This window comes from Collinsella aerofaciens, assembly GCF_039062365.1.
Classification (GTDB): domain Bacteria; phylum Actinomycetota; class Coriobacteriia; order Coriobacteriales; family Coriobacteriaceae; genus Collinsella.
In genome coordinates, this window is record NZ_JBCJBI010000015.1 from 13,514 (window position 1) to 35,455 (window position 21,942).

The following is a 21,942-nucleotide window of genomic DNA, read 5'->3' on the forward strand; positions in this document are numbered from 1 at the left end:
AAAGAGGCACCATGGTCTCGCGGGTTCTCTACCGACCGTTTGATACCGAAGACTTCGACGCCATCGCGCTGATTCTGCAGCAGCTTTGGCATAACAATTCGGATAACGATGAGTACAACCGCCTTGAGGCCGCGTGCGACCTCGCCTATTGCCTTTCGTCGTCGACGTTTTCGCAGGTTGCCGTAATCGACGGTCAGGCACGTGGCATTGCGCTCGCGCGTGCGGGGCAGAGTTCCGGCGCCACCGTCAAGGAACATTGGATGGATACCGAACGCGCGTTGCTATCGCAGATGCGCGAGCTGGAGCCCGATGCCTGCGCCGAGTACCTCTCATTTGTGCGCGCAACCATCCGAACCAACAACCGCCTACTCGAGAGCAGCCCGCTGCCGCACGACAACGAGGTCACGCTGCTTGCCGTTGATCGCGACGTCCACGGCCTGGGCGTTGGCTCGGTGTTGCTCGACGCCGCAATCTCGCATCTGTCCTCGTGCGGGGCGACCAGCGCACACCTGTACACCGACTCCAACTGTTCGTGGAAGTTCTACGAGTTGCACGGCTTTAAGCGCACCGCCACGCACCGCGCCAACCGCGAAGAGCGCCGTCACGACATGCCGCGCGAAAGCTTCCTCTACGAACTTGACCTAACGGCCTAGGCCCAGCAGCCATACCTAGTCATTTAGGAACGTCCCCAGTGACTAGTCGTTGGGGACAGTCTTCGTAGGTAGCGCATGAAAAAGGGATGGGCTTCCCCCGACGGCTGTCGAGAAAAGCCCATCCCATAATTTAGGACCGCTAGAACGTTCCGCCGCCGCCTCCGCCGACGCCGCCGCCTCCGCCGCCCGAGAAGCCGCCGCCACCGCCGCCGCTCGAGCTATCGGAACTCGAAGCCAGCTCACGGATGCTCTCGTGATACACGTCATCGAATGAATCGAGCGGGGACTCGGTACCGTAATGATGGTAGTACCACCAGTAACAGGGGTAATTGTCGTAGAAACCGTCGGCCTCGCGCACCTCGGGAGGAACAGCCTCGGCAAGCTGACGCAGGACTTCCTTCGAAACGCCCAGCGCCGCACCCATCACCAGAAGTTTATTCCACAGGACCAGATCGCCGGGGACGGCTTCCTTTAGACGCGTGAAGTCCTCAAGCCAATGCTTAAGCGCCTTGCAGCGAGCCGCCACCTCGGCACCCTCCGGCGTAAAGCGGCGGAACGTAAGGCCCACGCCAATACCCACCAGTACAATCGGCACCGAGATAACCGCAGCGATAATGTTCGCCTGTGCGCCGTCGGTAAAGAAAATGGATCCCACGGGAACAAAGGCGATCAGAATACCAAGAACCAGGCAAAACACCATTGCGACAATGCCGTCCGAGGCAACGTACTCGCTATCGGCCAGCTTGCCCTTAACGGTGTTCTGATAGTCCTCGAGCTTGTCGCCCACGGGCGTAGCGTGCTGCTTGACGTAGTGCTGCAGCTCGTCGAACGTGCGCGAACGATCACCGTTCTCGTCGGGCTTAGCACCGGCAAAGAAGACCTTGAGCACCATGTGGTCAATGCCCTTGGTCGACTTCCAGCCCGCATCACTCACCGTCACGCGATACGTCTGCTCTTCTTTTTCACGCCCCAACAGACCCTTCTTGGCCTTGGTCACGGTCGCCTGCTCCAGCTTGATCACACGGTCGTCGGTGAGCTTCATGAGCGTGGCGATATATGCCTGATCGGGCACCTCGTTCCAGCTCATGAGGGCCGAAAGCACGGCGGGATGGTCGGCCGAAGGCACATCGCGGAAATACTCGTCCTGGAAAAGCGGCTTGGGCTTGCGCTTACGCAGCTTGAGCACAACAATTGTGCCGGTAAAGGCCACCGCCGCGACAACACTTAGCACGGCAAGTGCATTGGCGATCATGTGAGCGTGAGCACGTCGGGCGTTAGCTTCGTCGGCCCATTCTTTCTCTTCGCTCAGGATCGTTGACATGCGCTCTTCGCCCGAGGCGGCAAGCTGCGGTACCCAGTCGCTGGGGAAGGCGATACGTGCCTCGGCAAATTCGCCCTGATGCACGCAGGGAATGGTGTAGGTGACCATGGGTTCGTCCGCATCGAGCGATACGTCGCCCGTCAGCGGGCCGTGGCCCCATGCGCGGAAGTTATCGCCCTTGACGGCCGCCGTCCCGGCAGCGGCATTTGCAAAGCGCACTTCCATCTCAACATCGTCGGAATCCGCGGACCAGCCGTCGCCAACGAACTTCCAGTAGAGCTCGGCGGTATCGGCCCAGTTCATAACCGCACCGGTCATGGTGTAGCTCACGTAATAGATCACGCTGTCGCCGCTCTCGTGGGGGCTGAACACCTTGATCTTTACGCCGTCACCAGTCTGCTCGACCGTGTAGACGCCAGAGTCACCCTTGTTCGCGCTATCGACTTTGTTGAACGCGGTGTCATCTTCCTCGACGCTCAACACATTGACGCCCGCCGCGCCGCCCTGCTGATTAGAGCCTGTATTGATCTCCCAAAACACGCCGTTGATGTCGTCATCGAAATCAAACTGGCGTCCCTCGACAACGGTCAGCGAGCCGTCGGCCTCAACCGTGGCGCCGATATAGGTTTGGGTCATGGAGTAGCCGTCGGCGTGCGCGGCGACAGGCAGTAGCAACAACGCGAGCGCGACGAGCACGCAGACGGAAGCGAATCGCGCAAACAGGCAGCGCTGCCGACTGACTTTGGCGACGAGGGTGTTCATAGGCACATCCTTTATCTGTGGTACCGACAGCGTTATTGTCCCACGTTTGCGAGCGTACGACACGACCGTCTAGGCAAGCGGAACGTCAAATGGGACAAAAGTCCCACCCTCGGCCGGCACCTAGAAAATGATCTATTGGGGACGGAGGAAAACGGATCATTGGGCTGAACCGACGGACAGCAACAAATTTGTCGTTTAGGACGCTCTTTGGCCGAATCCCGCGCCAACAATAGATACCACTTCACAGCTCCGTCACAGGTGTAGCGGCTTTGTGTGGGCGCGGCATGCGCTGATTGAGCCACCAGTCGAGGGGCATAAAGCAGTTGAGCGAAAACGGTTTGCCCCTTTGCCGTCCGCTCGAGGATCATGTCCCCCTTTTCCGCGGAAACCCCGGCAGTTGCGAAGAGCTGCCGGGGTTTCTGTTGTCTAGGGTGCCAAGTTGATAGACAGGAATCAAAGCACCGAGCCTGCGGCCCACCATACGCAATGCGGGGCCTCGACAACTTGCGGACCACAATGACGCCTCCCCATCGCGCCCCGCGCTATACTCGTCCGCATGGATATCAAAACACGCAACATAGCAACGCCCGCCGCGGATGCGCCAACGACGCAACCCGTCTCCGTTCCTGCGCCCGTCGTGGGGCGCTTTGCCCCGTCGCCATCGGGCCGCATGCACCTGGGCAACGTGTTCAGTTGCCTGTGCGCGTGGCTTTCGGCCCGCAGCCAAGGCGGCAGCATTGTGTTGCGCATCGAGGACCTGGACGATCGCTGCAAGCGCCCGGAACTTGCCGCTCAACTGATTGACGACCTAGCCTGGCTGGGACTCGAGTGGGACGAAGGCCCCTACTACCAGCACGATCGCCTCGACCTGTACGAGAGCGCCTTGCGCCAGCTGCAAAACGCCGGCCTCACCTACCCCTGTTTTTGCACGCGCGCCGAGCTCCACGCCGCAAGCGCGCCGCACGCCAGCGACGGCACGCCCATCTACCGCGGCGCCTGCCGAGGTCTTTCTGCCGAGGAGGTTGCACGCCGCAGCATCCTGCGCGCTCCGGCCACGCGCCTGCGCGTGCCCGCCGTCGACGACCTCGCAGACGATGTGGTCGAATTCGTGGACCGCACGTACGGGGCCCAATGCGAGGCACTCGCCACCGAGTGCGGCGACTTTTTGGTGCGCCGCAGCGACGGCGTGTTTGCCTACCAGCTGGCTGTGGTGGTCGATGACGCCGCCATGGGTGTTACCGAGATCGTACGCGGATGCGACCTGCTGGGCTCCACGCCGCGCCAAATCTACCTGCAGCGTCTGCTGGGATTGCCCACGCCGCACTACGCGCACATTCCGCTGCTCATGTCGCCGGACGGCCGCCGCCTTTCCAAGCGCGATCGCGATCTGGACCTGGGCGAGCTCCGCGCCCGCTTTGGCACACCCGAGGCACTGCTGGGCTGGCTCGCCGGGCAAACAGGCATCGCGCCGGACACCACGCCGCGTTCCGCCGAGCAACTGGTAGAGCACTTTAGCTGGGACGTCATCCGCGCGCACCGGGAGAACATCACCGTAACGACCGAGTAGCCGCTCACTCCACCCCTACGCAACATCCCAGGGCTGGAGCTCGTCACCCAGGCGAATGATGCAGTCGTAGAGCACGGTATGGCGCTCGGCAGGGTTGGCATCCCGATGAAAATGGCCGTAGTACCAGCGCTTGTAGTCCAAGCGATCTTCCAGCTCATCGAAAAATGCCGTAAGTCGGTCAACACCGGGGCAATTCCAGCCGGGTGCCGGATAAAGCGTGGGCGAAAGCATGCGCGTAGAACAGGTGTGGGTGATTACGTAGTCGACCTTCCAGCCCACGCTGTCGAGCTTCGTCCGTGCCTCCTCAAAGTTGCGCTCGTCCGGCAGCTCCTGCGGCCACCAGCTGGAATACGGGATGCGGTATTCCCTATCCACGCTCGTGGCGCCACCCATGGTAAAGATCGTTGAGCCGTCGAGCTCGAAAGCCTCGCCGCGCGTCAGGCGCCGTATGGGAGAGGTGTCCGACAGACGCTGCGTCAGCCCACCGTGCCACAGCTCCATGGGACGCTCCGCCCAGTGATCGAAACGCTCGTGGTTACCGTCGACGAACAGCACGGTATAGGGGCGCGACTCCAGCCAAGCGATGTCGGCACATTCCTCGGCAGAGAAACCCCACGGAAAGCCAAAGTCGCCCGCGACAATCAGATAGTCGTCGCCCGTCAGACTATCCCCAAGGTCCCAGTCGCGCAGCTTTTGCATGTCGAGGCCACCGTGAATATCGCCCGTCACATAGACCGTCATCGGATCACCACTTCCCTGTAAGTCGCCAGCCCGCATTCTGCACGATCGCTAAGCTAACCGTTCCAGCCCTTCCATCCCTTAGGGCTTACCCCTCGTTCTTCCATCCAAACGGGTCAAGCACCCAAAAAACCAGATCAAGCACGCCGCCGGTCATCATGGCGCCGGCAAGGGCCATGCAAACGTGCAGAGAGACGGCACTTCGGAGCACGTCGAACGGCCCCAGAACAGCCAGCAGCGCGACCGCTGCGCCGGCAAGGCACAGCGCGAGGCACGGCCCCGCGTCCTTGACGCACTTCTTTGCGAGATGCCTGGTGTTGTCGCTCATCAAAATCGAACTCCTTAGAGGGTCATTGTTCAGATGCATGCCGCCGCGGCAGAGCAGGGCGGCAGGGTAAGTGTCACATGTCGTGCGGACATCAATGGAGAAACCGCCTGCTCGACCAACCTTTGACGCCGTTTTGCACCGGCACCACATCCCCCGTTATCGAGGTCTAATACTTTTCCCGAGAAGTGAACGGCTGTTTTTGGACCCCTGAAACATCCGCATTTTCCGGCGGCAAAATCGCAGGATTTCAGCGCCGAAACCGCAGGAAGCGGCACCTTTAAAGTGTCGATGCTTCGGGGGTCCGTTTTAGCTCGTTCACTTCTCGGGAAAAGCATTAGGCCTCGCTGCTAGCTATCCAAAAAGACACCCCTCCCTTCCCCACCGCCGCGCAAAAACTCATCCAACATTAATCTTGGCTCAAGAATCGCTTAATCTATAACCTGCACTATAGAGTTCGACCAAGGGCGGGGCGGCGCAACGCAGACCGCCGAACGCAACGCTCGCGCCCGGGCAGATTGCCCGGCGCCGCGCCCATCGAACGAAAGGATAGGTCATGGACGACCTCGAAAAAGTTGAAACCATCCGCACCAAGTGCAACGTAAGCTACACCGATGCCAAGGCCGCACTCGACGCCGCCGACGGCAACGTTTTGGACGCCATCATTTGGCTCGAGTCGCAGGGCAAGACCCAGACCACGTCGGCGCACGCCGCCACCGAGTCCGCGCCAGTCGACGAGCCCTCGGCCGAGATGGTCGCCGCGCAGGCCGCCTACGAAAAGTCGAGCGAAAAGACCGACTTCTCCAAGAAGATGGACAGCGTGTGGGAGTACCTCAAAAAGTTATTCCGCCTGAGCCTGGACACCAAGTTTATCGCCACGCGCCGCGATGCGATCATCCTCAACATCCCCATTCTGATCCCCATCGTCGCGCTGTTTGCCTGGGGCGCCACGATATGGCTGATGCTGATTGGCCTGTTCTTTGGCATGCGCTACCGCATCGACAGCGACGGCGACGTGCCCGGCAGCATCAACAACCTTATGAATCACGCTGCCGATGCCGCGGACGACATCAAACAAAATCTGAACGACGACAAGTAATCGCAGACGGGGGTACGCATGGCACGGATTCTGATCGTAGAGGACGAGGAGAAAATCGCTCGCTTTGTGACGCTCGAACTGGAGCACGAGGGCTACCAGGTGGAGCACGCCGCCGACGGCCGCACCGCCGTAGACCTGGCGCTGAAGCGCGACTACGATCTGATTCTGCTCGATGTGCTGCTGCCGCAGCTCAACGGCATGGAGGTCCTGCGGCGTGTCCGCAAGCACAAGGACGTGCCGGTGATCATGGTCACCGCGCGCGATGCCGTGATGGATAAGGTTGCCGGGCTCGATGCCGGCGCCGACGATTACCTGACCAAGCCGTTTGCGATCGAGGAGCTGTTCGCACGGATCCGCGTGGCGCTGAAGCGCTCTGAGGCCGTGCGGGCGGCTTCGGGCGTTGGCGGCGCCGGGGCCGGGGCGGGCATGGCGAGCAGCGTGGACGGGAGCGCCGCCGCGATGCCCCCGGTCAGCGACTCAACCCAAGTTTCCGCTTCGCCCTCCCCCACCACACTCACCGTTGACTCGGTTGTGCTCGACCCCGACCGCCGCGAAGTCACGGTCGGCGGCTCGCCCATCGTGCTGACTGCCCGCGAGTTCGACGTTCTCGCCCTGCTTATGGCGCATGCCGAGACTGTGCTCACGCGCGAGCGCATCGCGCACGAAGCGCTGGGCTACGAATACGTAGGCGACACCAACAACGTCGACGTACATATCGCGCACCTGCGTGCCAAGATCGAGGACGCCGGTGGCGCCCGCATCATCCAGACCGTGCGCGGGGTGGGCTATGTCTGCCGTGCGTAACGCCGAGGCCAAGCGCGTCACCTCCATCGCCCGCGCCATCAACTGGGGCTATATGTGGCGCCGCCTGATGAGCTACGTCTGGCTCGATCTGCTGCTGATGGTGATTGCGGCGGCGATCCTCGTCTATGGATACAACCAGACGCTGCCCGACAGCGCGTTTACCGCAGGCTGGATTCCCGGCGCCACCGTTCACGGCATGTCGCTGACGCCCGCACGCGGCTGGGACCCGGCCACGCTCACCTATACCGTCGAGCTTGCGCGTACCACCAAGACCTTCCCCCTCGCGCAGGACCTCGTCGCGCTATGGCCTCTCTACCTTGTCGTTGTGGGTTGGCAGGTCATCAGCGTGCTCAACATGCTCGGCGGCGCGAGGCGCGTGCGCCGTACCATGGCACCGCTCAACGATCTGGCCCTGCGCGTGGACGAACTCGGCCGCATGCAGCTCTCCGGCGGCAAGATGGAAACGCTGGAGCAGGCCATCGAGCGCGCAAGCGTCGACTCGCCGAGCGTCACTACCGGCGACGCCGACCTGGCAAGCATCGAGGTCGCACTCAACCGTCTGCTGCGTCAGATGCAAGAGGCCAAGCTGCAGCAGATGCGCTTTGTCAATGATGCAAGCCACGAGCTACGAACGCCCATCGCGGTGATTCAGGGCTACGTAAACATGCTCGACCGCTGGGGCAAAGACGATCCGGACGTGCTGGCGGAGTCCATCGCGTCCCTCAAGGCCGAAAGCGAGCACATGCAAGAGCTTGTGGAGCAGCTGCTGTTTTTGGCGCGCGGCGATGCCGGACGCACGGTCCTGCGGCGCGCAAATACTAACCTTGCCGCACTGGTCGGCGAGGTATGCGAGGAATCGCAGATGATCGATACCGAGCATACGTATCGGCTGACCTTTGACGCTGCGCTTGTCAGCGACCCGCGCTGCGACGCGCCCGTCGACGTGGCGCTCGTGAAGCAGGCTCTGCGCGTGATCGTGCAAAACGCCGTCAAGTACTCGGATGCGGGAACGACCGTCACATTTGGCGTAGCGCCGGATGCGGGCGCGGGCACGATCGACATAAGCGTTGAGGACGAGGGCATCGGCATGAACCAGGAATCCGCAGCTCACGCGTTTGAACGGTTCTACCGCGCCGACAATGCACGCGATGCCGGCGCACAGGGCTCGGGTCTGGGGCTTGCCATTGCCAAGTGGATCGTCGATAGCCATGGCGGCGTCATTGGCGTGACCTCAGTCGAGGGCGTCGGCAGCCGCTTTACGATTCGCCTGCCGCGCTAGGAAGCCCCTCGGCATAAATAAAGGGATAGGGCCACACGGCCCTATCCCTTTTTGCTAGCTATGGCAGCTTGTGCGCTACTCGCGGCACAGATGCACGGCGAAACCGGCGAACTCGCGCTTAAAGTACACGAGCTTGGTGCTACCGTCGGGCAGCAGCGCGCGCGACTCTTCGTTGACCTCGAGCCCGCGCTCGGCAAACCACTTCTCGGCCGCATCAATGTCGTTGACGGCAAAGCCGATGTGGCCCTTGGTGCCACGACCATTCTGCTTCATGACCTCGACCAGCGAATCGTTAAAGTACGAAACCGGGGTCTCGATAACGGGCAGACCCATCATCGTCGAGAACAGCTCCGCGATCTCCAGGGCGTCTGCCGGGTCGGTGGCGTTAATGCCCACATGGGCAACGCGCATGCCAAAGAGCTCGACCGGATTGGCGTTCTGTTCACTCATGCAGTCAGCGCCTACTGAGCCATGACGTCAAGAACGGCCTTCTCGGCAGCGACGCGGTTCATGCCGGTCATGAAGGGCACGCCGCTCACGTACGGGCAGGTAAGGCCCTCGGGGGCAACGGTGGTGGCGATCAGCAGATCGGCGCCCTCGTCGCAAACGTCCTTGGCCTCGGAGATGGCGCACTGCACGATCTCGTACTTGTCGGCGTAACCGTTGGCGTCGAGCATGGTGGCGACCTTCTGGGCAACGAGCGTGGAAGTAGCAGCGCCAGCACCGCAAGCCAAAACAATCTTCTTCATAGGTAATGTCTCCCTTCATGGTTTACTTTAGGTAAGTGTACCGCAGCGAGCGATGGCGCTCGGCCTCGATGCGCTTTTATGCCAGTTTGCTTGCACGCCGCGTATAATACATCTAGCACGTGTTGTCATACCGCTCGCTTTACGAGCGACTAAGGACTCTAAAATGCCCGATTCCCGCACCCTCTGGACCGCCGTCGTCATTATTTGTATCGCCATATCGGTGTTCTTTAGCGTAAAAAAACGCACCACGTTTAAGCGCCTGCAACAGCTTATGGCTGCCAAGCAGTGGGACGAGTTCGATCGTTTGCTCGATGGCAAACTCACCAGCATGCTGTACCCGCGCTATAACCGCGACTACCTGCGCCTGAACTCCTATCTGCTGCGCGAGGACCACAAGCGCGCCGACGAGATGTTCGATTTGCTGCTGGGACTCAATCTGCCCAAGATGCAGCGCGTCGACCTGGTGATTAAGGCCTTTAACTACTACGTTGGCCAGGAGGACCGCAAAAAGTCCAAGGAGCTGCTGCACGAGATCAAAGGCTTTGAGGGCGGCCAGGCCGAGGCAGTCGCACACGAATGCCAACTGATGTACGACACGATGATCCTCAAGCGCCACAACGACATTCCCGAGCTGGAGCGCATGCTCAAGGAGGCCGGTGACGACAAGATCAAGAGCTGCCGCTTGGAGTATCTGTTGGCTCTGCAGTACAAGAACAAGGGCGACGAAGCCAAGTTCCAGGAGTTCCTGGAGAAGTCGGGGCAACACTCGATGGCCGTCAACGCGTAACGGACGGCTTGTGCTAGACTTCTAGTCTCACGGGGGCGTGGCGGAATTGGCATACGCAGGAGACTTAAAATCTCTCGCCGCAAGGATTGTGGGTTCGAGTCCCACCGCCCCTACCATGTATTGCTTACGAGCTCGTCTCCCTTTGGGATTCGGGCTCGCTTCTTTTGGACGCCGGTGGGGCTCGAACCCGCGAGGGGGCGAGCGTTAAGCGGACGCGCAGCGTCCGTAGCGAGCCGGCGAGGGCGCCGACAGGCGGCCGAAGCCGGTGCGTATTTGCGCAGCAAATACGCAGACGTCCCACCGCCCCTACCATGTAGTGTTTACGAGCTCGTCTCCCTTTGGGATTCGGGCTCGCTTCTTTTACACGCCGGCGGGGCTCTAAGTTGCGGTGGAATAGTTCCTGTTTTGGCAGTTTACCAGCCCATTTAGGAACTATTCCACCGCGACTTAGGTTGGTGTTCCCACATTTTCCGATGGAAAAACGTGGTTGTCTCCCACATTTTCCGATGGAAAAACGTGGTTGTCTCCCACATTTTCCGATGGAAACTCCCAAATGGCCTTATACTAGCCGAGAGGGTTGGGAGGCAATATGCAGCGACAGCTTATGATTGAACTTATCGCTTGGAAATCAAGGGCGAATCGCAAACCTCTCTTGCTTAAGGGAGCCCGCCAGACAGGAAAGACTTGGCTTCTTAACGAATTCGCAAGCCAGCAGTATCGAAACGTCATTCGTTTTGACTTTATGCTCGAGCCGAGCACACGCTCGCTGTTCGATGGGAACCTCGACCCCAAGCGCATCATCTCCCAGATAGAACTCCTACGTGGCCAAACCGTAACGCCGGAAGACACGCTCATCATCTTCGACGAGATCCAAGAGGCGCCACGCGGGATCACCTCGCTCAAGTACTTCAACGAGCTTGCACCCGAATACCACATCGTAGCAGCCGGTTCCTATATGGGCCTCGCGCTCCGACGCGAAAACGAGTCATTTCCCGTCGGCAAGATCGACCAGCTCACCATGCGTCCCATGGGGTTTGCTGAGTTCGTTCGTGCCGTCGACGGCAACCCGCTCGCCGACGCCATCCTTGCCGCAGACATGAACCTTCTGGCAAACGTTACCGAAAAGCTCGAGCACTTGCTCAAGGAATACCTTGTTGTCGGCGGTATGCCCGAAGTTGTCTCCACTTTCGCCGAGACACGCGACTTCATCGAAGCCCGAAGGCTTCAACAGCAAATCATCGAGGCTTACGAATCCGATTTTGGCAAACATGCACCCGCCCGCATCGTCGAGCGCATGAGGTTGGTTTGGAAATCCCTTCCCGGCCAGCTTGCAAAGGAGAACAAGAAGTTTGTCTATGGCGCCCTTCGTCCCGGAGCGCGCGCACGCGATTTCGAGGAAAGCCTCCAGTGGCTCACGGACTACGGAATCGTTCATAAGGTGCCACGTGTTTCCGCTCTAAAGGCGCCGCTCTCGAGCTACGAAGACCTCTCGGGCTTCAAACTGTTCTGCATCGACACCGGCATCCTCGGAGCGCTCTCCGGTCTCTCTCCGGCCATCGTTCTTAACGGATCCGCTGTTTTTACCGAGTTCAAAGGTTCGCTGACCGAACAATACGTCGCGCAGGAGCTTTTGCTCCAGGACAAAACTCCCGCGTATTGGTCCTCTACCTCCGGCAATGCCGAAACCGACTTTGCCATCGACCATGCGGGAACCGTGCTTCCGCTTGAGGTCAAGGCGGCAGAGAACCTTAAAGCGAAGAGTCTGAAAATAGCCTGCGAAAAATTCAAACTCGAGCGTTGCGTGAGGAGCTCCCTGGCGGCATATAGAGACGAGGGCATGCTCATCAATATTCCGCTTTGGGAGATTGGGCAGATCGACAAGCTGGCATAGGCGCTGTGGGGACGCCCCGCAAGGACTGTCCCCAGGTGCCGGCAGAAAAGGAACGTCCCCAGGTGCCGGCTGTTGAGTTGCGGTGGAATAGGGACTGTTTGGTGCCCGAAAGGGCGATTTTAGTCCGTATTTCACCGCAACTTATTGGAGGGTGCTAAGGTTGGGGGTCCAGGCGATGGTGGGAGTCGCGCCGTCGAGAACCTCGTTGATGGTGGCGGCCATGCCGGCGAGGAGGCTGTTCTCGCTTACGGTGAGCGCATCGTAGCCACCGGCGCGCATGAGTTCGCGAATCACCACGGCACCAGCCAAGATCACGCTCGCGCGCTTGGGCTGCACGCCCGGCAACGCGGCAATGCCTGCAACGTCCAGCGTGGACATACGATCGATAGCGGCCGAGATCTGCTCCATCGAAAGCTCGCGCAGGTGCACAAAGCTCGAGTCGTACGGCTCCAGTTCGTGGACCAGCGCCACGAGCGTGGTGACGGTACCGCCCACCGCAACGAGGCGCTCGGCGCGCTCAAAGTCGCTGGGCAGGCCCCCAAAATAGGCGGAGAACTGCTCGCCCGCCCATGCGCCAGCGGCGGCAAGCTCGCCGTCCGCAGGCGGCAACGCGGAGAAGAAGCGCTCCGTCACACGACGGCAGCCAATGTCCAGCGAACGCGTTCCCTCCAGCGCAAAGACCCCGCGCTCCGGTGCGTACACACCCGTCGCGAGCTCCGTGGATCCGCCGCCCGAATCGGCAACAATGATGCGCTCGCCGGCAAAGTCGTGCGCCACGCCAAAAAACGTCAGGCGCGCCTCGACCTCGCCCGGAATCACCTGCGGTTCGAGCCCCAGCTCACGCAGACCGTCCAGCAGCAGTGCGGCATTGGATGCATCGCGCGCGGCGCTCGTGCATGTGGTGCAAATGCACGCGGCCCCAAAGGCACGCGCCTCGTCCACAAACATGCGGCATGCAGCGAGCACGCGCTCGACCGCCGCCTCGCAAAAGCGACCCGTCGCGTCCACACCCTCGCCCAGGTCGGTAATCTCGGTATGCTTGGACGATTCCACGATCGCCCCGCCCTCGACCTGCGCCAGCACCAGTCGCGACGACACCGTTCCCAGATCGATCGCCGCCACCTTATATCGTTTGCAATCTGCCATTGCGGGCTCCCCTCCGGGCGCTATTTGCCGTTGGACACGACCGTCTGGCCCTCGACACCGTTAAACCCAAACAGCATGTCGAGCGCCTGGATGTACCACGGGGCGTCCTTACCGACTTCTTCGATTTCCTTGGCAACTTCGCTGGCCTTCTTGGCGTTCGACGACTTCTTGCTCGAAGACGAATCCGAATCGTCGTCCAGGCCCTGCACTTCAATCCTCTTCTCGCCGGGCATCACCAGGCCCAGATCCTCGGACGCCGCATCCTTAATGCCCTCCTCCGAGAGCAGTTTGTCGACGCTTTTTTGCAGCTCATCATTGTATTGCTGACGAATCTCGACCTGCTTGGCCAAGATATCGCTCGAACGCTTTGCCACGTACAGATCGCGCACGGGGAAATACAGGCTCACGAGCACCAGGGCAACGACAATGCCGATGAATAGCCCTCGCTGAGGACCGTGGGTAAAGTCGTAGATCGCCTTGACCACCGCGTTGTCGTTGGCGTAGTGCATAAAGTCCGAGCCCGAAAAACGGTTCGAAGGCCTGCTCGACCTATCGTGCATTTGAGCCGACGAGCGCTGAGCATGCGACGAACGTGCCGGGCGCACTGGTCCATCTGTCGAAGTATTCACTTGAGCATTGGGGCGCGAGGTACTTGTCGGGCGCTGCATGGAGCGGTCGGCGCCGGCGTAGGCGGACCCACCGAGCTGCACCGTGCGCGCACGGCGAGGCGACGGCTCACGCGAACCGGCGGAATAGTACCTGTTGTCGTAAATCTGATCCATGTGCGCCTTGTGCGGTTGAGGTTTGTTTGCGCTAAGTATTCTAGTTATAGCACGAGCGCCCGCACCGCCTTCGCCAGCCTTTGCTCGACATAAAAAAGGCGCTGAGTCATATGGCCCAGCGCCCAATGGTGCTCAACAGCGCCCGGCTGGAGCAAGGCAAATCCGAGTCTTCCCCGCCCCCGCGACCTCCGCGTGCCTAGCGAATGTTGTAGAACGCGGCCTTGCCGGCGTAGCGCGCGCTGCCCTCGAGCTCGTCCTCGATGCGGATGAGCTGGTTGTACTTGGCGATACGGTCGCTACGGCACGGGGCGCCCGACTTGATCTGGCCGGCGTTGACGCCCACGACCAGGTCGGCGATCGTGGAGTCCTCGGTCTCGCCGGAGCGGTGGCTCACGATGCAGGCGTAACCGGCCTCCTTGGCGGTCTCGATGGCCTCGAGCGACTCGGTGAGCGTGCCGATCTGGTTGACCTTGACCAGGATCGCGTTGGCGGCACCCAACTCGATGCCCTTCTTGAGGCGCTCGGTGTTGGTGACGAACAGGTCGTCGCCCACCAGCTGCACCTTGTTGCCAATGCGACGGGTGAGCTCGACCCAGCCGTCCCAGTCCTCCTCGGCCATACCGTCCTCGATGGAGATGATGGGATAGGTGTCGACGAGCTTCTCCCAGTAATCGACCATCTGAGCGCTCGTATACTCAACGCCCTCGCCCTTGAGCTCGTACATGCCGGTCTCGGCGTTGTAGAACTCGGTCGAGGCCGGGTCCATGGCGTACATGAAGTCGACGCCGGGCTTAAAGCCAGCCTTCTCGACGGCCTTGGTGATGTACTCGAACGGCTCGGCATTGGTCTTAAGGTTGGGGGCAAAGCCGCCCTCGTCGCCCACGCCGCCGCCCAGGCCGGCCTCGTGCAGCACACCCTTGAGGGTGTGATAGACCTCGGCGCACCAACGCAGGCCCTCGGCAAAACTCGGGGCGCCCACCGGCATGATCATGAACTCCTGGAAGTCAACGTTGTTGTCGGCATGCACGCCGCCGTTGAGGATGTTCATCATGGGCGTGGGCAGCAGGTGAGCGTTGACGCCGCCCAGGTACTGGTACAGCGACAGGCCCGCCGACTCTGCCGCAGCGCGGGCAACGGCCAGCGACACGCCCAGAATCGCGTTGGCGCCGAGCTTGGTCTTGTTGGGCGTACCGTCCGCAGCGATCAACGCGGCATCGACAGCGCGCTGGTCGAAGGCGTCGAGGCCCACGACGGCGTTGGCACACTCGTTGTTGACGTGCTCGACGGCCTGCAAGACGCCCTTGCCCAGGTAGCGGCCCTTGTCGCCGTCGCGCAGCTCGCACGCCTCAAAGGCGCCAGTCGAAGCGCCCGAAGGCACCATCGCGCGGCCGAAGCTGCCGTCCTCGAGCACGACCTCGACCTCGACGGTGGGATTGCCGCGGCTGTCGAGAACCTCACGACCGTAGACGTCCAAAATATCGCTCATGTTGTCTCCCTCTCACTTGGAAACGTAGTGGATGCAAGCGACCGGCTGACCGTGCACCGTCGGTGCGCCTCCGTAAGTTAGCCATGTCGCACTTTTTGCATTATGCCCTAAGTTAGCCGAGGGATACACTTGATTTTCGAAAAATTTAGCGGGAACGATGAGGCGCGTCAGCCCGTCGTTCCCGCAGTCTTACTCCTCTGCCTTTGCTGCGTCCCACAGGTCGTTGAGCCCATGGGTCGAAAGCTCGGCAAGATCAACGTGGGCATCGGCCGCCATCTGTTCCATCGCAGCCCAGCGACGGCGAAACTTGGCCGTGCTCGCGCGCAGGGCGCTCTCGGCGTCGATACCCTCCTTACGCGCGACGTTGACCAGGGCAAAGAGCAGATCGCCAAACTCCATTTCGCGCTCGGGCGAGCCAGGGGCCTCGGCCTCAAACTCGGCACGCTCCTCGGCAACCTCGTCCCACACGTCCTGGACCGTCTCCCACTCAAAGCCCACCGCCGCTGCCTTGCGCGACACCTTCTGGGCCTGCATCAGCGCCGGCAGATGTGTGGGCACGCCGTCGAGCAGGCCCTCGGGCGCAGCCTCGCCTGCCGCCACGGCCTTGTCCTTGGCAGCCCTCTCGGCAAGCTTAACCTCGTCCCAAATCTTGAGTACCTCGTCGGAGCTGTCGGCATCCACATCGCCAAACACGTGCGGATGACGGCGAATGAGTTTGGCGTCGATATCGCGCGCCACGTCGGCCAGCGTAAACTCGCCGGCATCCGCCGCGATCTGCGCATGCAGCACGACCTGCATGAGCACGTCGCCCAGCTCCTCGCGTAGGTGAACTGCGTCGTCCGCCTCGATGCAGTCGAGTGCCTCGTAGGCCTCCTCGATCATATTCTTGCCGATGCTGCGGTGCGTCTGCTCACGGTCCCACGGGCAGCCGTCGGGCTGACGCAAGCGCCAGACGGTCTGCACCAGATGTTGTAGCTCGGCCGACGCGTCGACCAGCGTGGACAAATCGCGCGAGCCCTCGGCATTTTGCTGAGCCATGTGCTGCGCCATGGTTATTCCTCCTCCAGGATCACGTGGCGGAACGCGCCGCCCTCGTAGATGCCGTAGCTGTGCGTACCGTCCTTGGGAATGCTCACGCTACCGGGGTTGAAGAGCCACAGGCCCGGGTGCGCGGCGCTTTCCTCGTTGACCTTGATGTGCGTATGGCCGTAGACGAGCGCGGAGCCCTCGGGCAGCGCGGGCGCGTGGTCGACGCTGTTGTGCATGCCGGCGCCAAAGACATGGCCGTGCGTCAAGAACAGCTCGCGGCCGGTCTCGTCGAACAGCGTGGCGTAGTCGGCCATGACGGGGAAGTCGAGCACCATCTGATCGACCTCGGCATCGCAGTTGCCGCGCACCGCGATGATGCGGTCGGCCAGGGCGTTGAGCAGCGGGATCACGCGCTTGGGGGCGTAATCGCGCGGCAGGTCGTTGCGCGGACCGTGGTAGAGCAGGTCACCCAGCAGAACGATGCGGTCGGGCTGCTCGGATTCGATGGCGGCGACCAGGCGCTCAGTCCAATATGCCGAGCCATGGATGTCGGAGGCGATGAGGTATTTCATGGGGAGATCCTTTCGAATGGGGTTGATATGGCTGGGCGCAGGATGTCGCCACCAGCCGCGTTACTCAAATCGCAGTGCCGCGGCTTGCGCCGCCTGCATCACGCGCTGGAGCGGCACGTTATGCTCGCGAGCGAGACGGGCGCAGTCCTCGTACTCGGGCGCTGCGCGCTCGCTGCCGTCGGGCAGAGTCGCCACCTTAACGGATACCTCGCCCCAAGGCGTTGTCACCTGCTCGAATCGGCGCGGCAGGCAGACGCGTTCCATCACCTGGCGACGAACGGCGTTGGTCGTGGTCTCCAAAAAGATAATCGTTTGTAGGCGCTCGATATCCTCGTGCGAGCAGATCACCTGCAACTGCCATCCGGGGCGGCCCTTTTTGCAGTAAAGCGGCAACCAATGCACCTCGCGGGCGCCGGCCTTGCGCAGGCGGTCAGCGGCGTAGGCGAGCACCTCGGGCGACGCGTCGTCGATGTCGCATTCCAGCTTGACGATGGTTTCGGGTGCATCGGTCTCGCGGGACAGCGGGGATGTGCTATCGCATGGCATACGGTCCGGATCCTTTCCGCGCGGGCTCGTTTTGTTCACCCAAACGCTAGCACAACGGACGTGGCACAGGTGTGACTTTCGTCCGTCGCCGCCCTCGCCCCTATCCAAACATGTACATCAGCCTCCAAACATGTCATTTTCTGCAGCTTTTGGAGGCTGATGTACATGTTTTGAGAGCGCAAGCGAGGCCGCACCGCGCGTCGCGCAGCCTTTCCAATCGATTTCGAGCTCCGGCGTGCCCGGCGTGTTGAAAGCTGCACCATTACAATGGAGCGGATTCGTCAAATGCAAAGGAGTCGCCATGTCTGCCTGCCCGCTGGTCGATTGCCATACCCACACCTCGTTTTCGGACGGACATGCCTCGTTTGAGGACAACGTTCGCGCTGCCGCGGCCGCCGGCTGCCGGGTCATGGTCTCGACCGACCACCTCACCTTGCCCGCCAGCATGGATGCCAACTGCGAGGTGCAGGTTGTCGAGGGCGACTTGCCGGCACATCGTCTGGCCTTTGAGGACGCCCGCAAGCTCGCCGCGCAGATTGCGCCGGAGCTCAGCTTTATCTATGGCTTTGAATGCGATTGGTACGAGGGCTGCGAGTCTTTGGTTGGGCGCTGGTCCCGAGGCGCCGTCGTGCGCCTGGGCAGCGTGCACTGGATTGGCGACCCGGGAGATATCATGGCCGGTGCCGCGGGTACGGCGGGAACGGAAAACGTCGCGCGCCCCGATACACCCGATTCCCTTTGCGGCTGGATCGACGACGATACCAACATGCATGTTTGGGAAAACCTGGGCGTGCGCGGCGTGTGGGAGCGCTATGTCGACGACTGGTGCCGCGCCTGCGAAAGCTCGCTCAGCTTTGATGTGATGGCTCACCCTGACCTGGTCATGCGCTTTTCGAAGGAAGGCTTTACGCCCGACTTTGACCCCGCACCGTTTTGGCAGCAGATGGCCGAATGCGCCCACGATACGGGCCGCCGCATTGAGGTCTCGACCGCCGCACCGCGCAAGGGCCTCGACGACTACTATCCCACGACCGGATTGCTGCATTGCTTTGCCCACGCCGAGGTGCCGATAACTTTTGGCTCGGACGCACACCGCGCCTGCGACATCTGCTGGAACATCCGTGAGGCCCAGGCACACGCCTACGACTGCGGCTACCGAACCTTCGGCATCCCCCACCTCACCGGAGAATGGGAGTCCACGCCCCTCGCCTAACCATCCCTTCATAAGTTGCGGTGGAATAGGGATTGTTTTGCCTGATGAAGCGCTTAAACAGTCCCTATTTCACCGCAACTTCCATGACTCCGTTACACCAACAAAGACTGTCCCAAACGACTAGTCGTTTAAGAACGTCCCCAATGACTAGTGGCGGCGAGCGTTGAGTTCGCCGGCCAGCTCGTCGAGGGTGATACCGTAGCGTTCGAGCGTTACGAGCAGGTGGTAGACCAGGTCGCCGGCCTCGTAGCGGATGTGATCGTGGTCGTTATCCTTGCAGGCCATGATGACCTCGCTCGCCTCCTCGGCAAGCTTCTTGAGCAGCTCATCCTCGACGTCGGTCAACAGACGAGCGGTGTAGCTCTCCTGGGGCGACGCATCGCGACGACCGTGAATCACCTCGGCCAGACCCGTCAGCGTCTCGCCGATATTTCCATCCTGAACATTTGCGGTGCGCACACCCATAGTTCAATCCTTTCTGGTTGGCCGAGCGTCTAATCGAGCGCCCGCCCTACGCGAGTTTCTTAAAGAAGCAGGTACGGTTGCCGGTATGGCAGGCCGGACCCGGGGAGTCGACCTTGACCAACAGCGTATCGCTATCGCAGTCGGCCCAGAGTTCCTTGACCTCCTGCATGTTGCCGCTCGTCGCACCCTTGTTCCAGAGCTCCTGGCGACTACGGCTCCAAAACCACGTGGTCCCGGTCTTGAGCGTCAGCCCCACCGACTCCTCGTTCATCCAGGCAACCATAAGCACCTCGCCGGTGTCATACTGCTGGACCACACAAGGAATCAGCCCGTGGGCGTCGTATTTGAGCTCGGACGCAGTTGTCACTTGCTCCATTTAAAAATCCAATCTCACGGGAATTCCCTGCGATGCCATATACTCTTTGACTTCGCGAATGCTGAAGGTTCCAAAGTGAAAGACGCTTGCTGCCAGCACGGCGTCGGCTTCGCCATCGATCACGCCCTCGGCAAAATGCTCGAGCGTGCCCACACCGCCGCTCGCGATGACGGGAATCGGTACCGCGCGCGCCACGGCACGGGTGAGCGCCAGGTCAAAGCCGGCCTTGGTGCCGTCGCGATCCATGCTGGTGAGCAAGATCTCGCCGGCGCCGCGACGAGCCGCCTCCTCGGCCCACGTCACCGCATCGATACCCGTGGCGTTGCGGCCGCCCGCGGTAAAGACCTCCCACTTATCGGCGCCCGGCTCCCCGGGCAACCCCACGCGTTTGGCATCAATCGCCACGACCACGGCCTGGCTGCCAAACGCTGAGGCAGCTTGGCTGATCAGCGACGGGTCGCGCACAGCGGCGGAGTTGAGCGACACCTTATCGGCACCGGCGGCCACCATCGTTCGCATGCCCGCTAATTCGCGGAAGCCGCCGCCCACGGTGTAGGGAATGGCCAGCTCCTCGGCTGCGTGCGCCGCCATCTCGATGGTCGTCGCGCGGTTGTCGCTCGTCGCGGTAATATCCAGGAAAACGACCTCGTCCGCGCCCTCGCGGTCGTAGGCGCGGGCTAGCTCCACCGGGTCGCCCGCATCGCGCAGGCTCACAAAGTTGACGCCCTTGACCACGCGGCCGTCCTTGACGTCCAAGCAGGGAATCACGCGTTTGGTAAGCATGGGCTACTCCTCCCCTCGGGCGGCGGCCAGCGCCTGTGCCAGCGTAAAGTTGCCTTCATAGAGCGCGCGACCGGTAATGGCGCCTTCAATCGCGCCCTCACCCACCGCAGCTAGCGCGCGGATGTCGCCGAGCGTCGAGATGCCACCCGAAGCCACGACGGGAAAGCCCGCGATCTCGGCCACATGGCGATACGCCGCCACATCGATGCCCGTCTGCATGCCATCGCGCGCGATGTCGGTATACACCAGATGCTTAAAGCCCAGCTCGGAAAGCTGCGCCACCGCATCGTCGAGCGCCACGCCCGCGCCGTCACGCCAGCCGTTCACCTTGACCTGGCCGTCGCGTGCGGCGATGTCAGCCACCAACAGCTCGCCAAAGCCGCGAGCCGCCACCTCGGCAAAACCCGGCTCGGTCACGAGCACCGTGCCTAGTGCGATGCGACGCGCGCCGTAGCCGGCCAGCTCGTCGATGCGTGCAAGCGAGCGAACGCCGCCGCCCACGTCCACGGACAGGCCGTCGACGTCGCAGATGGCCCTGATCGCCGCCGAGTTGGCAGCGCACGCGTCCTCGTCCTCGCCAAAGGCAGCGGACAGGTCGACGACGTGCACCCAGCTCGCGCCCTGCTCGGCAAAGGAGCGGGCAACGGCCGCGGGGTCGTCGGAATATACCTTGCAGCGGCTCCGGTCGCCGCGCTCCAGGCGCACGACCTTGCCGCCGATCAAATCGATTGCGGGAAACAGAATCATCGGCCGGCCTCCTCGACGATGCTCACGAAGTTCCTAAGGATGCGCTGACCCAGCGCGGAGGATTTCTCGGGATGGAACTGGCAGCCCCACACGTTGCCATAGCGCACGATGCACGGGAAGCTCCGCGTGTAGTGCGTGCGCGCCAGAACGTCGGCGGCATCGGCGTCGTCGGCCACCGCATAGCTGTGGGTGAAGTACATGTTGGCACCCTCGGCAAAACCAGTAAGCAGCGGATCGGCCGCACCGGCGGGCGTCATGTGCACCTGGTCCCAGCCCACGTGCGGCACCTTCAGACGGCTCGACTCCAAGCGCGTACACGAACCGCGCATGATACCCAGGCCATCGACCCAGGGGCCGCCGGCCTGCTCGGGGGCGTTGCCGTCGGCGACCACGCTCTCGTCCGCGGGCACGCCCTCGTTGCCGCGCTCAAAAAACAGCTGAAGGCCCAGGCAGATGCCAAACAACGGAGTTCCAGCGGCAACGGCGCCGAGCACCGCGTCCGCCTCGCCGCTCTGGCGCATAAAAGCGATCGCGTCGTAGAACGCGCCCACGCCCGGGATGACCAGGCCGTCGGCGTTGCGGATCTGCTCCGGATCGTCCGATGTGCAGACGGCGGCACCGGCGCGCGCAAGCCCGCGCACGACGCTCGACAAGTTGCCCTTGTGGTAGTCGACCACCACGATCTTCGGTTCGCCCACGCGACCCTCCCTTTTCCCATTCAAAACCTGCCAAAAAGGGACAGGTTTATTTTGGTCGGTTAAACGTTCACCCACCACATGAGACAGCATTTCCGCAGATAAAACCTGCCAAAATAAACCTGTC

General features: G+C 61.8%; 24 protein-coding genes and 1 tRNA gene. 9 read left to right on the plus strand and 16 right to left on the minus strand.

Annotation, left to right across the window (positions count from 1 at the left end; genetic code table 11):
• Positions 1-11: 11 nt before the first annotated feature.
• Positions 12-653, plus strand: coding sequence for a GNAT family N-acetyltransferase (locus ABCN01_RS07895; RefSeq protein WP_342996102.1), 642 nt, complete (start codon positions 12-14; stop codon positions 651-653).
• A 139-nt stretch (positions 654-792) separates the two neighbouring features.
• Here ABCN01_RS07895 and ABCN01_RS07900 read toward each other — a convergent pair whose 3' ends face one another.
• Positions 793-2,736, minus strand: coding sequence for a DUF2207 family protein (locus tag ABCN01_RS07900; protein WP_342996103.1), 1,944 nt, complete (start codon positions 2,734-2,736; stop codon positions 793-795).
• 556 nt (positions 2,737-3,292) lie between these two features.
• Between ABCN01_RS07900 and gluQRS the strand changes: the two genes are divergently transcribed.
• Positions 3,293-4,303: a tRNA glutamyl-Q(34) synthetase GluQRS gene (gluQRS, locus tag ABCN01_RS07905; RefSeq protein ID WP_342996104.1), complete on the plus strand. Its 1,011-nt coding sequence runs from the start codon at positions 3,293-3,295 to the stop codon at positions 4,301-4,303.
• A gap of 15 nt (positions 4,304-4,318) precedes the next feature.
• On the opposite strand, the gene ABCN01_RS07910 is transcribed toward gluQRS, so the two are convergent.
• Both ABCN01_RS07910 and ABCN01_RS07915 read right to left on the minus strand, forming a co-directional pair.
• A complete protein-coding gene (locus ABCN01_RS07910) occupies positions 4,319-5,044 on the minus strand; it encodes a metallophosphoesterase family protein (protein WP_342996105.1) in 726 nt (241 codons plus the stop codon).
• Positions 5,045-5,129: 85 nt separating this feature from the next.
• Positions 5,130-5,369, minus strand: a complete 240-nt coding sequence (locus ABCN01_RS07915) for a hypothetical protein (RefSeq protein ID WP_342996106.1) — start codon at positions 5,367-5,369, stop codon at positions 5,130-5,132.
• Positions 5,370-5,922: 553 nt separating this feature from the next.
• Between ABCN01_RS07915 and ABCN01_RS07920 the strand changes: the two genes are divergently transcribed.
• The 3 genes from ABCN01_RS07920 to ABCN01_RS07930 are packed head-to-tail and all read left to right on the plus strand — an operon-like array spanning position 5,923 to position 8,548.
• Positions 5,923-6,465, plus strand: a complete 543-nt coding sequence (locus tag ABCN01_RS07920) for a UBA domain-containing protein (RefSeq protein WP_022093856.1) — start codon at positions 5,923-5,925, stop codon at positions 6,463-6,465.
• A gap of 18 nt (positions 6,466-6,483) precedes the next feature.
• Positions 6,484-7,269, plus strand: coding sequence for a response regulator transcription factor (locus ABCN01_RS07925; RefSeq protein WP_342996107.1), 786 nt, complete (start codon positions 6,484-6,486; stop codon positions 7,267-7,269).
• On the plus strand, positions 7,253-8,548 hold the full coding sequence (locus ABCN01_RS07930; protein WP_342996108.1) for a sensor histidine kinase: 1,296 nt from the start codon (positions 7,253-7,255) through the stop codon (positions 8,546-8,548). The genes ABCN01_RS07925 and ABCN01_RS07930 overlap by 17 nt, the downstream gene beginning before the upstream one ends.
• A gap of 75 nt (positions 8,549-8,623) precedes the next feature.
• Here the strand turns inward: ABCN01_RS07930 and ABCN01_RS07935 are convergent, their stop codons facing one another.
• Both ABCN01_RS07935 and ABCN01_RS07940 read right to left on the minus strand, forming a co-directional pair.
• On the minus strand, positions 8,624-8,998 hold the full coding sequence (locus ABCN01_RS07935; protein ID WP_117802785.1) for a VOC family protein: 375 nt from the start codon (positions 8,996-8,998) through the stop codon (positions 8,624-8,626).
• An 11-nt stretch (positions 8,999-9,009) separates the two neighbouring features.
• Positions 9,010-9,297 (minus strand): PTS sugar transporter subunit IIB, encoded by a 288-nt coding sequence (locus ABCN01_RS07940; protein WP_148332642.1) that lies wholly within the window; start codon positions 9,295-9,297, stop codon positions 9,010-9,012.
• A gap of 163 nt (positions 9,298-9,460) precedes the next feature.
• Here ABCN01_RS07940 and ABCN01_RS07945 point away from each other — a divergent pair, with 163 nt between their 5' ends.
• The 3 genes from ABCN01_RS07945 to ABCN01_RS07955 all read left to right on the plus strand — a co-directional run bounded on the left by ABCN01_RS07945 (position 9,461) and on the right by ABCN01_RS07955 (position 11,975).
• The gene (locus tag ABCN01_RS07945) at positions 9,461-10,084 is read left to right on the plus strand and encodes a hypothetical protein (protein WP_342996111.1); all 624 of its coding nucleotides are present in this window, start codon (positions 9,461-9,463) and stop codon (positions 10,082-10,084) included.
• 31 nt (positions 10,085-10,115) lie between these two features.
• A tRNA-Leu gene (locus ABCN01_RS07950) sits at positions 10,116-10,200 on the plus strand.
• A 473-nt stretch (positions 10,201-10,673) separates the two neighbouring features.
• Complete coding sequence (locus ABCN01_RS07955; RefSeq protein ID WP_343014247.1) at positions 10,674-11,975, plus strand: ATP-binding protein; 1,302 nt, start codon at positions 10,674-10,676, stop codon at positions 11,973-11,975.
• Between the two features lie 141 nt (positions 11,976-12,116).
• Here the strand turns inward: ABCN01_RS07955 and ABCN01_RS07960 are convergent, their stop codons facing one another.
• The 6 genes from ABCN01_RS07960 to larC2 form a co-directional block, all read right to left on the minus strand.
• Entirely contained in the window at positions 12,117-13,121 is a 1,005-nt protein-coding gene (locus tag ABCN01_RS07960) for a Ppx/GppA phosphatase family protein (protein WP_342996113.1), read from the minus strand.
• Positions 13,122-13,141: 20 nt separating this feature from the next.
• On the minus strand, positions 13,142-13,903 hold the full coding sequence (locus ABCN01_RS07965) for a hypothetical protein (protein ID WP_342996114.1): 762 nt from the start codon (positions 13,901-13,903) through the stop codon (positions 13,142-13,144).
• 196 nt (positions 13,904-14,099) lie between these two features.
• Positions 14,100-15,389 (minus strand): phosphopyruvate hydratase, encoded by a 1,290-nt coding sequence (gene eno / locus ABCN01_RS07970; protein ID WP_195503585.1) that lies wholly within the window; start codon positions 15,387-15,389, stop codon positions 14,100-14,102.
• A gap of 189 nt (positions 15,390-15,578) precedes the next feature.
• Positions 15,579-16,439, minus strand: coding sequence for a nucleoside triphosphate pyrophosphohydrolase (gene mazG, locus ABCN01_RS07975; protein WP_342996116.1), 861 nt, complete (start codon positions 16,437-16,439; stop codon positions 15,579-15,581).
• A gap of 2 nt (positions 16,440-16,441) precedes the next feature.
• Positions 16,442-16,990, minus strand: coding sequence for a phosphodiesterase (yfcE, locus tag ABCN01_RS07980; protein ID WP_117785984.1), 549 nt, complete (start codon positions 16,988-16,990; stop codon positions 16,442-16,444).
• A 60-nt stretch (positions 16,991-17,050) separates the two neighbouring features.
• The gene (larC2, locus tag ABCN01_RS07985) at positions 17,051-17,536 is read right to left on the minus strand and encodes a nickel pincer cofactor biosynthesis protein LarC2 (protein WP_342996117.1); all 486 of its coding nucleotides are present in this window, start codon (positions 17,534-17,536) and stop codon (positions 17,051-17,053) included.
• A 301-nt stretch (positions 17,537-17,837) separates the two neighbouring features.
• On the opposite strand from larC2, the gene ABCN01_RS07990 reads away from it, so the two are divergent.
• Positions 17,838-18,749: a PHP domain-containing protein gene (locus ABCN01_RS07990; protein ID WP_342996118.1), complete on the plus strand. Its 912-nt coding sequence runs from the start codon at positions 17,838-17,840 to the stop codon at positions 18,747-18,749.
• A 147-nt stretch (positions 18,750-18,896) separates the two neighbouring features.
• On the opposite strand, the gene hisE is transcribed toward ABCN01_RS07990, so the two are convergent.
• From hisE to hisH, 5 genes are read right to left on the minus strand one after another with little or no spacing between them, the layout of a single operon-like run.
• Positions 18,897-19,214 carry a phosphoribosyl-ATP diphosphatase gene (gene hisE / locus ABCN01_RS07995; RefSeq protein WP_006235893.1) on the minus strand — a complete coding sequence of 106 codons (318 nt, stop codon included), beginning with the start codon at positions 19,212-19,214 and terminating at the stop codon, positions 18,897-18,899.
• A gap of 46 nt (positions 19,215-19,260) precedes the next feature.
• Positions 19,261-19,590, minus strand: a complete 330-nt coding sequence (hisI, locus tag ABCN01_RS08000) for a phosphoribosyl-AMP cyclohydrolase (protein WP_342996120.1) — start codon at positions 19,588-19,590, stop codon at positions 19,261-19,263.
• The gene (hisF, locus tag ABCN01_RS08005; RefSeq protein ID WP_342996121.1) at positions 19,591-20,373 is read right to left on the minus strand and encodes an imidazole glycerol phosphate synthase subunit HisF; all 783 of its coding nucleotides are present in this window, start codon (positions 20,371-20,373) and stop codon (positions 19,591-19,593) included. It lies immediately after the preceding gene.
• A gap of 3 nt (positions 20,374-20,376) precedes the next feature.
• Positions 20,377-21,120, minus strand: coding sequence for a 1-(5-phosphoribosyl)-5-[(5-phosphoribosylamino)methylideneamino]imidazole-4-carboxamide isomerase (locus ABCN01_RS08010; RefSeq protein ID WP_342996122.1), 744 nt, complete (start codon positions 21,118-21,120; stop codon positions 20,377-20,379).
• Positions 21,117-21,818: an imidazole glycerol phosphate synthase subunit HisH gene (gene hisH / locus ABCN01_RS08015; RefSeq protein WP_342996123.1), complete on the minus strand. Its 702-nt coding sequence runs from the start codon at positions 21,816-21,818 to the stop codon at positions 21,117-21,119. Before hisH ends, ABCN01_RS08010 begins: the two co-directional genes overlap by 4 nt.
• Between the last annotated feature and the right edge of the window lie 124 nt (positions 21,819-21,942).

Bases quoted from the DNA above. Each gene is read 5' to 3' on its own strand.
- ABCN01_RS07895 (WP_342996102.1), top strand. From the start codon at position 12: ATGGTCTCGCGGGTTCTCTACCGACCGTTTGATACCGAAGACTTCGAC.
- ABCN01_RS07900 (WP_342996103.1), bottom strand. From the start codon at position 2,736: ATGAACACCCTCGTCGCCAAAGTCAGTCGGCAGCGCTGCCTGTTTGCG.
- gluQRS (WP_342996104.1), top strand. From the start codon at position 3,293: ATGGATATCAAAACACGCAACATAGCAACGCCCGCCGCGGATGCGCCA.
- ABCN01_RS07910 (WP_342996105.1), bottom strand. From the start codon at position 5,044: ATGACGGTCTATGTGACGGGCGATATTCACGGTGGCCTCGACATGCAA.
- ABCN01_RS07915 (WP_342996106.1), bottom strand. From the start codon at position 5,369: ATGAGCGACAACACCAGGCATCTCGCAAAGAAGTGCGTCAAGGACGCG.
- ABCN01_RS07920 (WP_022093856.1), top strand. From the start codon at position 5,923: ATGGACGACCTCGAAAAAGTTGAAACCATCCGCACCAAGTGCAACGTA.
- ABCN01_RS07925 (WP_342996107.1), top strand. From the start codon at position 6,484: ATGGCACGGATTCTGATCGTAGAGGACGAGGAGAAAATCGCTCGCTTT.
- ABCN01_RS07930 (WP_342996108.1), top strand. From the start codon at position 7,253: ATGTCTGCCGTGCGTAACGCCGAGGCCAAGCGCGTCACCTCCATCGCC.
- ABCN01_RS07935 (WP_117802785.1), bottom strand. From the start codon at position 8,998: ATGAGTGAACAGAACGCCAATCCGGTCGAGCTCTTTGGCATGCGCGTT.
- ABCN01_RS07940 (WP_148332642.1), bottom strand. From the start codon at position 9,297: ATGAAGAAGATTGTTTTGGCTTGCGGTGCTGGCGCTGCTACTTCCACG.
- ABCN01_RS07945 (WP_342996111.1), top strand. From the start codon at position 9,461: ATGCCCGATTCCCGCACCCTCTGGACCGCCGTCGTCATTATTTGTATC.
- ABCN01_RS07955 (WP_343014247.1), top strand. From the start codon at position 10,674: ATGCAGCGACAGCTTATGATTGAACTTATCGCTTGGAAATCAAGGGCG.
- ABCN01_RS07960 (WP_342996113.1), bottom strand. From the start codon at position 13,121: ATGGCAGATTGCAAACGATATAAGGTGGCGGCGATCGATCTGGGAACG.
- ABCN01_RS07965 (WP_342996114.1), bottom strand. From the start codon at position 13,903: ATGGATCAGATTTACGACAACAGGTACTATTCCGCCGGTTCGCGTGAG.
- eno (WP_195503585.1), bottom strand. From the start codon at position 15,389: ATGAGCGATATTTTGGACGTCTACGGTCGTGAGGTTCTCGACAGCCGC.
- mazG (WP_342996116.1), bottom strand. From the start codon at position 16,439: ATGGCGCAGCACATGGCTCAGCAAAATGCCGAGGGCTCGCGCGATTTG.
- yfcE (WP_117785984.1), bottom strand. From the start codon at position 16,990: ATGAAATACCTCATCGCCTCCGACATCCATGGCTCGGCATATTGGACT.
- larC2 (WP_342996117.1), bottom strand. From the start codon at position 17,536: ATGCCATGCGATAGCACATCCCCGCTGTCCCGCGAGACCGATGCACCC.
- ABCN01_RS07990 (WP_342996118.1), top strand. From the start codon at position 17,838: ATGTCTGCCTGCCCGCTGGTCGATTGCCATACCCACACCTCGTTTTCG.
- hisE (WP_006235893.1), bottom strand. From the start codon at position 19,214: ATGGGTGTGCGCACCGCAAATGTTCAGGATGGAAATATCGGCGAGACG.
- hisI (WP_342996120.1), bottom strand. From the start codon at position 19,590: ATGGAGCAAGTGACAACTGCGTCCGAGCTCAAATACGACGCCCACGGG.
- hisF (WP_342996121.1), bottom strand. From the start codon at position 20,373: ATGCTTACCAAACGCGTGATTCCCTGCTTGGACGTCAAGGACGGCCGC.
- ABCN01_RS08010 (WP_342996122.1), bottom strand. From the start codon at position 21,120: ATGATTCTGTTTCCCGCAATCGATTTGATCGGCGGCAAGGTCGTGCGC.